General features: G+C 46.2%; 11 protein-coding genes. 6 read left to right on the top strand and 5 right to left on the bottom strand.

All coding sequences use genetic code 11. The annotated features are described in order from the left end of the window. Positions 1-20: 20 nt before the first annotated feature. The 3 genes from RIB93_RS12875 to RIB93_RS12865 form a co-directional block, all read right to left on the bottom strand. The gene (locus tag RIB93_RS12875) at positions 21-2054 is read right to left on the bottom strand and encodes a tetratricopeptide repeat protein (RefSeq protein WP_446373161.1); all 2034 of its coding nucleotides are present in this window, start codon (positions 2052-2054) and stop codon (positions 21-23) included. Between the two features lie 310 nt (positions 2055-2364). Beyond that, the gene (locus RIB93_RS12870; protein ID WP_446373160.1) at positions 2365-2499 is read right to left on the bottom strand and encodes a hypothetical protein; all 135 of its coding nucleotides are present in this window, start codon (positions 2497-2499) and stop codon (positions 2365-2367) included. Positions 2500-2511: 12 nt separating this feature from the next. Further along, positions 2512-4317 (bottom strand): tetratricopeptide repeat protein, encoded by a 1806-nt coding sequence (locus RIB93_RS12865; RefSeq protein WP_446373159.1) that lies wholly within the window; start codon positions 4315-4317, stop codon positions 2512-2514. Between the two features lie 257 nt (positions 4318-4574). Here RIB93_RS12865 and RIB93_RS12860 point away from each other — a divergent pair, with 257 nt between their 5' ends. From RIB93_RS12860 to RIB93_RS12840, 5 genes are all read left to right on the top strand, one after another. Beyond that, the gene (locus RIB93_RS12860; RefSeq protein WP_446373158.1) at positions 4575-5984 is read left to right on the top strand and encodes an AAA family ATPase; all 1410 of its coding nucleotides are present in this window, start codon (positions 4575-4577) and stop codon (positions 5982-5984) included. Positions 5985-6156: 172 nt separating this feature from the next. Continuing rightward, complete coding sequence (locus RIB93_RS12855) at positions 6157-6504, top strand: hypothetical protein (RefSeq protein ID WP_446373157.1); 348 nt, start codon at positions 6157-6159, stop codon at positions 6502-6504. Positions 6505-6749: 245 nt separating this feature from the next. Then, positions 6750-8615 (top strand): biosynthetic-type acetolactate synthase large subunit, encoded by a 1866-nt coding sequence (ilvB, locus tag RIB93_RS12850; protein WP_446373156.1) that lies wholly within the window; start codon positions 6750-6752, stop codon positions 8613-8615. A gap of 396 nt (positions 8616-9011) precedes the next feature. Continuing rightward, positions 9012-10244 carry an RNA-guided endonuclease InsQ/TnpB family protein gene (locus tag RIB93_RS12845; RefSeq protein ID WP_446373155.1) on the top strand — a complete coding sequence of 411 codons (1233 nt, stop codon included), beginning with the start codon at positions 9012-9014 and terminating at the stop codon, positions 10242-10244. 315 nt (positions 10245-10559) lie between these two features. Continuing rightward, positions 10560-11429, top strand: a complete 870-nt coding sequence (locus RIB93_RS12840) for a DUF4388 domain-containing protein (protein ID WP_446373154.1) — start codon at positions 10560-10562, stop codon at positions 11427-11429. 110 nt (positions 11430-11539) lie between these two features. On the opposite strand, the gene RIB93_RS12835 is transcribed toward RIB93_RS12840, so the two are convergent. Continuing rightward, positions 11540-12556 (bottom strand): S66 peptidase family protein, encoded by a 1017-nt coding sequence (locus tag RIB93_RS12835; protein ID WP_446373153.1) that lies wholly within the window; start codon positions 12554-12556, stop codon positions 11540-11542. Continuing rightward, complete coding sequence (locus tag RIB93_RS12830) at positions 12534-12923, bottom strand: hypothetical protein (RefSeq protein ID WP_446373152.1); 390 nt, start codon at positions 12921-12923, stop codon at positions 12534-12536. Before RIB93_RS12830 ends, RIB93_RS12835 begins: the two co-directional genes overlap by 23 nt. Before the next feature lie 336 nt (positions 12924-13259). On the opposite strand from RIB93_RS12830, the gene RIB93_RS12825 reads away from it, so the two are divergent. Beyond that, on the top strand, positions 13260-14119 hold an 860-nt coding region (locus RIB93_RS12825), incomplete at its 3' end, for a GGDEF domain-containing response regulator (RefSeq protein ID WP_446373151.1).

Below are 14119 nucleotides of genomic sequence, written 5' to 3'. Positions count from 1 at the left end.
CAAATGACGAATGACGATTTTCAATTCCACAGCTTAGACATTAAGTAATTCGCTTGTTCATACCGTCCTTGAGACTTGTAAAGGGCTGCCAAATTATTTAAACTGAGCGCGACATCGGGATGATCTTCTCCCCATAAGCGTTTACCGAGTTCCAAGACTTGGAGATAGAGGGGTTCGGCTTGCTCGTAGCGTCCTTGATAATGATAGAGTAATGCCAAATTATTCATACTGGTTACTACATCAGGATGGATATCTCCAAATAAACGTTTTCTCAGATGTAAGGCTTGTAGATAGAAGGGTTCGGCTTTGTCATAGTGCCCCTGATAATGATAGAGTAACGCTAAATTGTTCAGGCTAGTTGCCACATCAGGATGGTTCTCTCCCAACAAACGTTTCCGAATATTTAACGCTTCCAAATAAAACGATTCTGTTTTATTATTGGGTCCTTTAGAGAAATAAAGTCCTGCCAAATTATTCAAGCTTTGTGCCACATCAGGATGGTTCTCTCCCAATAAACGTTTTCTGATGTCTAACGCCTGAAGATAGAGGGGTTCAGCTTTCTCGTAGCGTCCTTGAGAGAAGTAGAGGGCGGCTAGGTTGTTGAGGTTCGTGGCGACATCGGGATGGTTGTCTCCCAATAAGCGTTTTTGCAAGTCCAAGGCTTGTAGATAAAGGGGTTCAGCATCCTCGTAGCGCCCTTGGGACTTATAAAGGGCGGCGAGATTGTTCAGGCTTGTGGCAACATCTGGATGCTCTTCGCCCAACAAACGTTTTTCGATGTCTAAGGATTGCAGATAAAGGGGTTCGGCGTCTTCATAGCGTCTTTGATAATGATAAAGTAAGCCTAGATTACTAAGGCTGGTTGCCACATCCAGATGCTCCTCGCCTAAATTACGTTTCCTCAAGTCCAAGGTTTGCAGATAAAGGGGTTCGGCGTCTTCATAGCGTCCTTGACAAAAATAGAGGGTGGCTAAATCATTGAGACTATGAGCGAGATCTGGATGATCATCACCCAGTAAGCGTTTCCTCAAGTCCAAGGCTTGCAGATAAAGAGGTTCGGCTTCGGCATACTGTCCTTGAGCCTGGTAAAGTTTTGCCAAGTTGTTGAGGCTGGTGGCGACATCAGGATGAGCATCGCCCAACAAGCTTTTTCTGAGTTCTAAGGCTTCTAAATAAAGAGGTTCAGCTTCCCTGTAGCATCCTTGCAGTCTGTAGAGTTCGGCTAAATTATTCACCGTTTCGGCTAAGCTTGTTTCTTGCCCGAGTTCTTTTTTTAGCTGAATGGCTTGACTTAAATACTCAACGGCTAAGGCTTGTTCTTGGGGATAATTTAGAGATTCACCCTGTTCTAAGCGCCGTTGATAAAGGTGTCCGACTTGAGCATATAAGGTTGCCAAATTCGGATCGTTGACGCCGCGTTTGGCTTTGGTGTACTCAATCAATGCGTTGAGATCTGCGACGGGAAAGACTGATACATTTTGATCCCAAGCGTCGCTTTCTTCGATAAGATGGCGGAATGGCTCAATGTTTTGAATGGGAATAGCGGTTGTTTTTTGGGAGTGGAAGCGAAAGACGGCTTGACACCAATTTTGGAACTCTGGGGCGTTTTGACTTAGCTGACTCTCTAGTTGGTGAGTTAGCCACAGTACAAGTGGACAAGCCAAGGCGGATAAGGCGTCTTGGGTTTCTGGTAAGGAGGCGAAAAAAATTTCCTGTTCTGAATGCTGGGCGTCGAATTTGAGCCAGAGAAGTTGTTCAGCACCCGTCGCGGTGACAACGGCGTTTCCCCCCTGACGTAAATCGTCATCGGTTTGGACAAGTTCAGTAATGGCGCGGCTCAGGTTCGGGTCATCCTTAACCAAGATAACGCGATGCGATCGCATAGAGGTGGCGAGTTCGCTTTCATAGCGTTCAATCAGTTGGTTGCGAAAATGGATATCATCACAAACCGCTAGGATTACACTCAACTTACCTTGACTGGCTTGAATCGCTGTCAGTAAATCGCCATACGTTTTTTCATTATCAACCGTCGGGTCAGACAACTCCGTCATCATGAAATTAACCTCCAATCTTGTAATCGCTCTTGAACGATTCGGTGAACCTCATCGGTTTTGACGATTGCCATACTCTAGAACATTAAGACTATGCAGCTTATGCCCAAATTCCAGTGCTTTGGGTTCATGTTCGTTGTGTTTAAGAGTTTATAGTCGAGTTCACCTAAAAAAAATGACAAAGTTATTGTGAATCGCGTTAATCCGAATCAATCCTAAGCACATTCGACAAGAGTTATCCCTGATTCGGAGCGTTTGGCAGCAACACCCACTCCTATAGGGTACATTCTCTTTAGCTGTCTGTCGATTTCCTTTATCTGTGCGAGGGTGTCCCAGCTCCCCCAGCTTCCCCTGCTCCCCTAGCTCCCCCAGCTCCCCCAGCTCCCCCAGCTCCCCCAGCTCCCCCAGCTCCCCCAGCTCCCCCAGCTCCCCCATCGCCCTGACTCAAGCGTTTGACTGATTATCCCATCGCCGCACGCAGATCATCGAGATTTTTCCGGATTGTTGCTGTAGTCGGATGATTAGCGCCGAGTCGTTCTTCACAAATTGTCAACGCTTGGACATAAAGGGGTTCAGCTAATTCATATTCTCCTTGAGACGAATAAAGTCCTGCCAAATTATTCAAATTTTGTGCCACATCTGGATGCTCATCCCCTAGCCAGCGTTTTCCTAACTCCCAGGCTTGGGAATAGAACTCTTTGGCTTTGTCATGACGTCCTTGAAAGAAGTAGAGTATTGCCAAATTATTCAGATTTTGGGCTACATCTGGATGTTCATCTCCCAGTAAGCGTTTCCGCAACTCTAAGGCTTGCAGATAGAGAGGTTCGGCTTCATCGTAGCGTCCCTGCGTGGAATAAAGTTCGGCGAGATTTTTATAGAGTACGGCTAAGTTATTCAGGCTGGTTAAAACATCGGGATGCTCCTCTCCTAAGAACTGTCTACCCACATCCAACACCTCCACATAAAGAGGTTCGGCTTGCTCGTAGCGTCCTTGATAATGGTAGAGCAATGCTAAGTTATTTAGGCTGGTCACTACATCAGGATGGTTCGCACCAAATAACCGTTTCCTTAAGTCCAACGCTTGGCGATAAAGAGGTTCAGCTTCCTCGTACTGTCCTTGGGAGTGGTGGAGTAAGGCTAAATTATTCAGATTCGTGGCGATATCTGGATGATTATCACCCAATAAACGTTGCCAGATTTCCAAGGCTTGGCGATAGAGAGGTTCGGCTTCACCCTGGCGTCCTTGAGAGAAGTAGAGTCCGGCTAAGTTGTTGAGGCTTTGTGCCACATCGGGATGATTATCACCGAATAAGCGTTTCCTGATTTCCCAGGCTTGCAGATAGAGGGGTTCGGCTTCGTCGTAGCGTTCTTGGCAGAAATAAAGTGCAGCTAGATTGTTCAGGTTAGTCGCCACATCCGGATGCTCATCCCCCAACAAGCGTCTCATCACTTCCAAGGCTTGCAGATAGAGGGGTTCGGCTTGTTTGTAGTGTCCTTGGGTTCTGTAGAGTTCTGCCAAATTATTCAGGCTAGTGGCGACATCGGGATGGTTCCTTCCCAGTAAGCGTTTCCTCAGTTCCAAGGCTTGCAGATAAAGGGGTTTGGCTTGGTCATAGCGTCCCAGTAAGAAGTAAAGTAAGGCGAGGTTGTTAAGACTGGTAGCAACATCGGGATGGTTCTCTCCTAAGCTGCGTTTCCTTAAATCCAACGCTTGCAGATAAAGAGATTCGGCTTCCTCGTAGCGTCCTTGGAAAAAGTAGAGGGCGGCGATATCGTTGAGGCTAATGGCGACATCGGGATGGTTCTCTCCTAAGTTACGTTTCCTTATGTCTAAGGCTTGCAGATAAAGCGGTTCGGCTTGGGGATATTGTCCCTGAGAGTGATAGAGTCGTGCTAGGTTGTTGAGGCTGGTGGCAATATCAGGATGGTTATCTCCTAAGTTACGTTTCCTTATGTCTAAGGCTTGCAGATAAAGCGGTTCGGCTTGGTCGTAGCGTCCTTGGGTTCTGTATAGTTCCGCCAGATGATTCAGCGTTGTCGCTAAGTCAGTGTCTAACCCCAATCGTCGTTGCCGGTCAACCGCTTTATGGAAATACTCAACCGCGAGGGCAAGTTCGTGCTGGTAATCCTCAAATTCTCCATTTTCCAGTCGGCTTTGATAGAGTTGTCCGAGTTGAGCATACAAGTTCGCCAGACTCGGGTCTTGGCTTCCCCCTTTTGCTTCAGTTTGTTGAATTAAGGCTTTGAGGTCTGCTAATGGTATCACCTGGTTTGCCCCCTGATGCCAGTATTTATTTATCCTTCCTGTACTATAGCAATCCTTTCTCAAGGAGGTTAGGGTAGGTGTTAGGTGGTAAATTGCTCTTGGCAATAGGCTATCAAAGTGCGAGCGTTTCCCTGGCTCGCGCTATCTGGTTTATTGAAATTGATTAAAGATGTAAGTTAAAATCGATGGATTCTCAAATGTATACAACTTAATGATTAGGATCTAGCCGCTTCCCAAAAACTATATAGGATCAGATAATGCTAACCAGGCTAAAAGTTTCTGGCTTTAAAAACCTTGTTAATGTGGATGTCCGCTTTAGTCCATTTACCTGTGTAGCGGGTGTAAATGGCGTAGGCAAATCTAACTTGTTTGATGCGATTAGGTTTTTGTCAGCCTTAGCCGATCTTCCTCTAATTGAAGCTGCTTTATCTGTTCGAGATGAGGGCGGTAGGACAGGAGATGTCCGTAGTCTGTTTCATCGGATTGGCAATGACTATGCTCCACAGATGTCATTTGAAGCTGAGATGATTGTGCCAGGTGAAGGTGTTGATGATTTAGGACAAACTGCCGAAGCTAGTATTACTTTTCTTCGCTACTCTATAGAGCTAGCCTATCGACCAGATGATAGTCTCCGCTCATTAGGGTCACTGGAACTACTTAAAGAAGAGTTAGTTCATATTAATCTTGGTGATGCCCCTAAGCATCTGCTATTTAATCACAAGGCGAAAACTTGGCGCAAGTCGGCGGTGAAAGGACAGCGCCGAGTCCCTTATTTTATTTCTACAGAAGGTGAGGGGACAAATCGAGTGATTAAGCTCCATCAAGACGGCGGAAGCAGTGGTAGACCCTTAGCTCGCTCAGCAGCTGATCTGCCTCGAACTGTACTGTCTGTGACCAATGCAGCCGAAAGCCCAACGGCACTACTAGCACGTCGGGAAATGCAATCTTGGCAGTTACTACAGCTAGAACCTTCTTCTTTACGACAACCCGACGAATTTACGGCACCGACAAAATTAGGAACAGATGGCTCTCATCTGGCTTCAACTCTCTATCATTTGGCACGGCTGAGAAAAAATCTCCGCAAATCTGATCAGGAAGCCGAAGCGCAGGTTTATGCTCAAGTTGCAGGTCGTTTGGCAGAATTGCTCGATGATGTTGGGGAGGTAGGAATAGAGCGGGATGATCGTCGCGAACTGCTCACATTAATGGTCACGACTAGAGATGGTACCACCCATCCAGCGCGATCGCTCTCAGATGGAACGATGCGTTTTTTGGCGTTAGCGGTACTGGAATTAGACCCAGAAGCTCAAGGTTTGTTGTGCTTGGAGGAACCTGAAAATGGTATTCATCCAGAGCGTATTCCGAAGATCCTCAGACTCTTACAAGACATTGCCACGGATGTTGAAGAACCTGTTGATCAGGACAATCCCCTACGCCAAGTAATCATCAATACCCACTCGCCAGCCGTTGTACAGCAAGTCCCAGAAGATAGTCTCTTAGTTGCTGAGTTGAAGGAAGAAAAAGCACCGTCAGGACAATGGTTTAAAGGGGTACGCTTTAGTTGTCTACCGAATACTTGGCGACACCTTAAAGTTGCGGAAACCGAAAATACAAGTACTGTTCCTTTAGGTAAACTTCTCGCGTACTATCCAGTCCCAGTGGGCTGATTTTCGACGCTTGCCACAACAACCACAGGATCACTCAAAGAGAATTGAATTGAGTTTGAACCTTTACCCTTGCGACCTTTTATTTATACACAGGGATGCCGAAAAAGAGCCTCGTGAGAAACGAGTTGCTGAAATTCAAAAAGCCGTTGAGGGGATCAGGGAATCAGTTTCTGTGTCGGTTATCTGTGTTGTACCTGTGCGGATGACAGAAGCTTGGTTATTATTTGACGAAGCTGCCATACGCAGGGCGGCAGAAAATCCCAGAGGAAAGCAACCTTTAAATTTGCCAAACCTCTCTAAATGTGAGGAGTTACCTGATCCAAAACAATATCTTTGTCAACTTCTGCGTCAAGCAAGTGGGTTGACAGGTCGGCGACTAAAGAAATTTCGCGCCAGAGAGCGAGAGAAGATTCAACGAATCGCTGAACTTATCGATGACTTTTCAGAACTGCGGAGTCTGTCTGCCTTTCAAATACTAGAAGCCGACATAAAACAGATGCTTAAAAGACAGAGTTGGTGAGTAAATTATAAATTTAATCCAGTTCTCGTAATTCCCTCGAAAATTGAGGAGATTAAAAAAATATAAAATTTTTACTCAAAGTTCATTCGTTCATTAACAATTAAAACCGTCTTTCAATAAAAGTCTAATCATTGAGTCAAACTCTAAGATGTATCCAAATTAGCAAACCGCTGACCCAGTTTTGGGTTAGCACTCATTAGTAACGTTCCTCATACAATTGTTGGACTTAAGTGGAGGCACTAGCTGTGCAATCTGAAACTGTGAGAGTCAGGCGTGTATCCGGCGCTTTTGCCCTGATTGATAGTTTAAAGCGCCATGGTGTGAAGCACATTTTCGGTTATCCGGGCGGTGCGAATCTACCAATTTACGATGAAATCTACCAAGCGGAAGCCGCAGGCGAACTCCAACATATTCTGGTGCGACACGAACAGGGTGCTGCCCATGCTGCTGACGGGTATGCCCGGGCGACAGGTAAAGTGGGCATCTGTTTGGCAACCTCCGGACCGGGAGCCACGAATTTGGTCACAGGTTTAGCCACGGCGAGTTTGGACTCTGTGCCAATGATTGCAATTACGGGACAGGTTCCCCGTGGGGCAATCGGTACGGATGGATTCCAAGAAATTGATATTTTCGGCATTACGCTGCCAATTGTCAAGCATTCCTATTTAGTGAATGATGCTCGCGATATTCCTAAGATTGTGGCGGAAGCGTTTCACATTGCGAGTACGGGTAGACCGGGACCAGTGTTAATTGATATTCCCAAAGATGTGGGAATGGAGCAATTTGATTACTTTCCCGTGGAGCCAGGTACGATTAAGCTACCGGGATACCGTCCCACGGTGAAAGGGAATTCTAACCAAGTTAACAAAGCACTAGATTTGATCCGGGCAGCGAAGAAACCGTTACTCTATGTAGGTGGCGGTGCGATCGCGGCAAGTGCCCAGGGAGAACTTCTGGAACTGGCGGAACATTTTCAGATTCCGGTGACAACGACGCTGATGGGTAAGGGAGCATTTGATGAGTCCCATCCCCTGGCTTTGGGAATGTTAGGGATGCACGGCACCGCCTATGCTAACTTTGCCGTGAGTGAATGTGACCTGTTAATCGCCTTGGGTGCCCGCTTTGATGACCGGGTGGCAAGTTTGCCGAAACAGTTTGCGGCTGAGGCGAAGGTGATTCACATCGATATTGATCCGGCGGAAGTGGGTAAAAATCGGAACACTGATGTACCCATTGTTGGCGACGTGCGGCAGGTGTTAATTGACCTGTTGCGGCGTTCTCATCAACTTGGGAATGGTATCGATCCCAACCAGACGAAAGCGTGGTGCGATCGCCTGCAACAGTGGCGGGATGAGTATCCCTTAGATTTGCCCCATCCCCAGGAGAATCTTTCCCCCCAAGAAGTGATTGTGGAAGTTGCTCGTCAATCCCCCCACGCTTATTACACCACTGATGTCGGTCAACACCAAATGTGGGCGGCTCAATTCTTGAAAAATAAGCCCCGTCACTGGATCTCTAGTGGCGGTTTGGGGACAATGGGATTTGGCTTGCCTGCGGCTGTAGGGGTAAAAGTGGCTCTCCCCTCAGAACCGGTGATTTGTATCAGTGGTGATGGGAGTTTCCAGATGAATATGCAGGAACTGGGTACAATCGCCCAATACGGCATTGGTGTCAAGATTGTCATCCTCAACAATGGTTGGCTGGGAATGGTGCGCCAATGGCAGCATTTGTTCTATGGCGATCGCTATGAAGCGACGAATCTGGAAGTTGGCACCCCAGAGTTTGTGAATCTGGCTCAGGTGTACGGGATTAATGCCATTAAGGTAACTGAACGTCATGCATTACCTGAGGCGATCGCTCAAATGCTTGCCCATGACGGTCCAGTGCTTGTAGATGTGCGCGTTACCCGCAATGAGGACTGTTATCCCATGGTTGCTCCCGGTCATACTAATAGCGACATGATGGGGTTGCACCCTCATAACCCAGAGCCGATTTCACCCACTATCCTGACGTGTTCTAACTGTGGAACCGAAAATCCAGCGACGCATAAATGTTGTTGTGAATGCGGCACGAAACTGTTGGATCTACAATCAACGGTTGCTCTGAGCTAATTGGTGACGAGCGCCAGGTGAGGGCAGTGGGGGAAGAGGAGATAGGGGAGATAGGGGAGATAGGGGAGATAGGGGAGATGAGGGAGATAGGGGAGATAGGGGAGATGAGGGAGATGGTGAGTTAATTCACGCGCCATGCCCTCGAACCAAGTGAAGGGTAAAAGTTCAAAATATTATCTTCCCCACCTTCCTCACCTTCCCGACCTTCCCCATCTTTAACTGATGGTGGGGGTTTGGGGGAGGAACCATAAGTCCCACGCCATAATTTTTGATTTGGCGTTGGGATACATGGACATCCCCCAAGGAAATTTTATCGGTCAATCCAGATGAAATTTACAAACAATCCGGAATAATCCTACTAGGAATGTATATAATAGTAAGAGCAGGTGATAAACAATGCGACATCAAGCCGTCAAAGTTAGACTGTATCCGACAACTGAACAGCAAGAGATACTAGCTCAACACTTTGGTTGCGCTCGTTGGTGGTGGAATCGTGCGCTCAATCTGTGCATTGAAACTTACCAGGCGACGGGCAAAAGCTTGAGTCAGTCCGCATTGAACAAATTTTTGCCTAAGCTCAAAAAACAGGAGGATACTGAATGGCTATCTGAATGTTATTCTCAGGTATTACAAGCAACAACATTAAATCTAGTAACTGCTTATCGAAACTTCTTTGAACGTCGGGCGAAATATCCTAGGTTTAAAGCCAAGAAAAACAAGCAATCTATTCAGTATCCCCAGTCGGTTAAGGTTGTTGATGGTTGCCTAAAGTTTCCGGGTCGCGTTGGTGTAGTCAAAGCTAAAATACACCGACCAATTGAGGAAACAATCAAGACAGTAACGATTAGCATGATGCCATCGGGTAAGTATTTTGCCTCTGTACTAATGGAGTTAGAAGGAGATAAACCACCGACTAATACTGATGGTAAAGTAGCAGGAATTGACTTAGGGTTAAAGGATTTCGCTATTGTCAATGATGGGGTCAAGACCTCTAAATACGCTAATCCCAGGCATTTAGCCAAACCTGAGCGCAATCTCAAGAGAAAGCAACGAAAATTAGCTAGAAAGGAGAAGGGAAGCAAGTCAAGAGATAAAGCCAGAAAACTGGTAGCTAGGGTTCACGAACGAGTTAGGAATGTCCGTCAAGACTACTTACATAAGCTATCCAGAAAGCTAGTTGACGAAAACCAAGTCATAGTAGTCGAAAGTCTGAATACCAAGGGCATGGTTCGTAACCATAAACTAGCCAAAGCAATCTCTGATGTAGGCTGGGGAATGTTCGTCAATTTCTTATCTTACAAGCTGGAAAAAGAGGGTAAAGTATTGGTAGAGATTGATAGATGGTTTCCCAGTTCAAAACTCTGCTCAAACTGTCATTATCAAGTAAGTGAGATGCCGCTAGAGGTTAGGTCTTGGACTTGCCCTAGTTGTGGCATTCACCACGATAGAGACGGCAACGCCTCAGCAAATATCAGAGCAGAAGGCATCAGGATTTTATCGGTCTTGGGAACCAGGACTGCTGCTGGTGGAGGGGATGTGAGTCCGAAGCTTGGGCGCAAGTCTAAGCTGACGCAATCCCCTGTGAGATCAGAAGCCCACGCTATACCCGACAGGGTTAGCGATGGGTAGTTCACTATTGTCTGCCTTCAGTAGGATGTTAAATAAACTTTAACTGAGAAAGAATCGTCTTAGGTACAAATGGATGACGGCAAAACATGAGAATGGTTATAAGGCTCAACTTTTTGAGTTGTATTTTAATAAAGATTCTCCTTTCTTAACATAACTTAGTAAAAAAGCAATTGGATGAAACTTTCATCAGGGATTACACTAAGAGTAGTAAAAACTACAGATTTTTTTTCGGGATCAAGCTAAACAGGCTGACTTTGAAGGCGTTACCCTGCTATTTGCATCCTAAATAACAAAACTGATATCAACGTAAGAACAATGTGTATTACAGGCTCACTCACTGACTTTTCATTACCCGAAATTTTTCGGCTCCTTGGTAAAGGGCATCATACGGGTTTACTCACTGTGAATACTGATGTTTCTACTCCTGTCACCCCCAATGGCGTTTGCTATGTTTGGGTCTATCGCGGTCGAATTGTGGCAGTTGATTCTCAGTTAAAGCATCTAGGATTAATTAAGTTAATTGCTCAACGCCAATGGATGGATAGAAGTCAGTTAACTCAATTGAGTGAGTCATTGCCTCAGGAGCAACCCTTGGGTACATACCTGCAAGAACATGGGTTGTTAACCCTTCAACAAATCAAATGGTTGTTCCAAGTCCAAGTCTTACGACCCACCTGTACCTTGTTTCAACTCAAAACAGGTCATTTTAAGTTCAGCCATGAAGTTAAACTCCCCATGTTAGGAATGACGGGTTTGAGCTTAAACACCCTAGGTGCCAATTTACTAGGATTACGTTCTTTGCGTAATTGGGATGCCCTCAGCGATAAATTACCTGATGTTAATGGGGGGTTGCTCAGTGTTACAGGACACCCTCGTTATCCCCTCAACGCCTTAGAATCTCAAGTCTGGGAGTATACCAGTGGCACTGTGTCCTTGAGGGAAATTGCTAAACAACTCAGACTTTCGGTAAAAACGGTACAGCAGATTGCTTTTCGATTAATGGCAGTCGGATTGATCGAAGAAGTTCCCTTCATGATGCATACGCCCTGTCCTCAATCTGTGGACGCGATCGCGACACCGCTCCATCCAGAAGCGACCGATCAGCCAGTCAGCCACTCATTTTTGCACAATCTAATGGGTTTCTTAGCAGATAAGTCCAAGCATCTGCCGTTACGGGCGGCTTAGTTAGAGCCAGGACGGATAAGTGGATCAGACACAACAAATGTAGACGCGCAGCGGTTTGCAGCAGCGTGCCATCAAATAACGTACCTCAATCAGGACTAAACTGCTATATATCAGATTACTACCGATTCTAATAAACGAATTGTGCCTCGCTCCGCATCAATTTCTACCATTCCACCGATAGGGACAGTGAACTTATCCTGAATATGACCGATCATCGAACCATACCAGGCAGGAATCCCCAAAGGTTTGATATGGTCAGCTAAGACTTGCCGCAACGTCAGCGATGGTTCATTCGCCTCACCTGCAGGACAGTTTGTACATTGGGCAAAAATAAATCCAGCCACTTGATCGAGAATTCCAGCGAGTTTGAGCTGGGTTAACAAGCGGTCAATCCGGTAAACCTCTTCCCGGATATCTTCCACAAACAAAATAGAGTTCTGCCAATCGGGTAAATAGTCTGACCCCACCAGCGCCGCCACCAGCGATAAATTACCCCCCACCAGACGCCCCCTTGCTTTACCGGGGGTAATGGTTTCCACAGGAGTACTCAATAGATTTTGCAGTGTCATTGCTGCCCCATCAAACAAGATGCGTTGCAGATGTTGGATTGAGAACCAATTCCAGGTTGATGTTCCGAGTGGTCCATGAAAGGTGATCAGATTACTGTGAGTATAAATCCCTAACAGCAGTGAAGTGACATCGCTATAGCCGATAATGATTTTGGGATTTTGGCGGATTAGCTCGTAATCCAACAGGGGTAAAATTCGATTACAACCCCATCCACCTGCCATTGCCAGCACAGCCCGGACAGAGGAATCAGCGAACATCGCATTCACATCAGCAGCGCGGTCAACATCTTGACCCGCGAGGTAGCCGTATTGGTCGAAAAGATGGGTTCCCAGTTTGGTTTTCAAACCGAGTTGTGATAAAGTGGGAGCGATTTCATCAAGGGTCTTTTGGTCAACTAGACCAGCTGGACTAATCAACCCTACGGTATCGCCAGGATTCAGGCGTCGTGGTTTGAGAAGGGGTAGGGGGTTTGCCGTTACAGGGACTTGGGTTGCCAACAGCGTTAGTCCCAAGAGTTTAAGAAAGGCACGGCGATTACCGGAAAAGGGTTGGCTCAATGGTCAGTCCCGGAAAACTACAATAGACAACGTGGAAAATGGCTGGGAGTACCAAGCTGGGAAAAAGAGCTAGAATTGACTTACTTGAATCATCTCTAAACATCAAGCAATAATAATAGAGATATTGCATCTGCCAGATTTTGGTCAACTCACCGCAGCTAGGCATTAAACTCCCGAACCGGGATTGATGCTTGGTTTGTGTCATCACCGCGCGATCGGTACAGAAATGATTATTTTTTTGTATCCGATTAATTACAGACATTTGATCTGACGGTGCTGAATCTGACTCGTTGAACAGCATCTGCCGGCAAAATTCACGATAGCCAGTCAACAACTCTAACAATTCAGCCATTACACCCAGAGACATGGCAATTGCTTCAGGCTATGGTAGGGAAAGATACTCTTTCTCTCGATTTGGAGGTGATCAATCATTCCCTGGAACATGCCTCAGGTTAATGGCATCCATGCTGCAGCTATCCTCAACAGACGTATAGAGACTCAATTGATGAAGTTGACACGTTGAAGTCATGGGATTTTAGGAACTAGGAACATCTACCCGTTTCGTCAGATGCTAGAACAGATAAGCAAGGGTGGTGATCCCATAGCAGCACTGGCGCAGTTTTTTTTGCCAGCTAGAGGCTGAGTATCAACGGGTCACATTAATCTTACAGACCCAAAGACGGCAATATCAGCATTCTTAAGGATGAAATTAGTTTCTTTGCCCGAAGAACCGCCAACCATTTTGGTGGTTGATGATGACCAGTTTATACGAGAACTTTTACGCCGAGTCATGGAAAAAGAAGGCTATAAAGTTGTTGAAGCAACCAACGGCGAACAGGGTTTGGACGTTTATCAGCGTCTCAAACCGCATCTGGTCATGCTAGACGCCCTGATGCCGGTCATGGATGGTTTTACCTGTTGCAAACACTTACAAAAACTCTCAGACGAAGACGAGACATCACCCGATAGCGAACATTTGGAGGCTCAAGGGTTACAGGGAGTTTCCCAAACGCCGGTGTTAATGATTACCAATCTCGATGATCCAGAATCCGTTGACCGCGCCTTTGCCGTTGGTGCTACTGACTATATCACCAAACCGATTCACTTAGCCGTCTTGCGTCAACGAGTACGGCGTTTAATTCAACAGTTTCAGCTTTATCAAAAACTTGAACAAGCCAATCGAGAGTTACAACGTTTAGCCACGTTAGATGGACTGACGGGTGTAGCCAATCGCCGTCGGTTTGATCAATACCTTGATGATGAATGGTGGCGCATGATTCGAGAAGAGTTGCCCTTGTCTCTGATTCTATGTGATATCGACTTTTTCAAGAAATATAATGATACCTACGGTCATCAAGCCGGTGATGCCTGTTTGCGAAGGGTAGCTGATGCTTTGCGTTTTTGTGCCAAACGTTCGGTGGATTTAGTCGCTCGCTACGGTGGGGAAGAGTTTGCAATTGTTTTACCTAATACCACCACAATTGGTGCGTCGCTAGTCGCTGAAGAATTACGCAGTTTGGTTCACGGTTTAAAAATTACCCATGCGGCTTCTGCTGTCAGTGA

Source organism: Coleofasciculus sp. D1-CHI-01 (genome assembly GCF_040218875.1).
Lineage (GTDB): Bacteria > Cyanobacteriota > Cyanobacteriia > Cyanobacteriales > Coleofasciculaceae > Coleofasciculus.
Note: the sequence above shows the minus strand (reverse complement) of the source record. Positions and strands in the feature narration are given on the sequence as shown.

Bases quoted from the DNA above. Each gene is read 5' to 3' on its own strand.
- RIB93_RS12875 (WP_446373161.1), bottom strand. From the start codon at position 2,054: ATGATGACGGAGTTGTCTGACCCGACGGTTGATAATGAAAAAACGTAT.
- RIB93_RS12860 (WP_446373158.1), top strand. From the start codon at position 4,575: ATGCTAACCAGGCTAAAAGTTTCTGGCTTTAAAAACCTTGTTAATGTG.
- RIB93_RS12845 (WP_446373155.1), top strand. From the start codon at position 9,012: ATGCGACATCAAGCCGTCAAAGTTAGACTGTATCCGACAACTGAACAG.
- RIB93_RS12840 (WP_446373154.1), top strand. From the start codon at position 10,560: ATGTGTATTACAGGCTCACTCACTGACTTTTCATTACCCGAAATTTTT.
- RIB93_RS12830 (WP_446373152.1), bottom strand. From the start codon at position 12,923: ATGTCTCTGGGTGTAATGGCTGAATTGTTAGAGTTGTTGACTGGCTAT.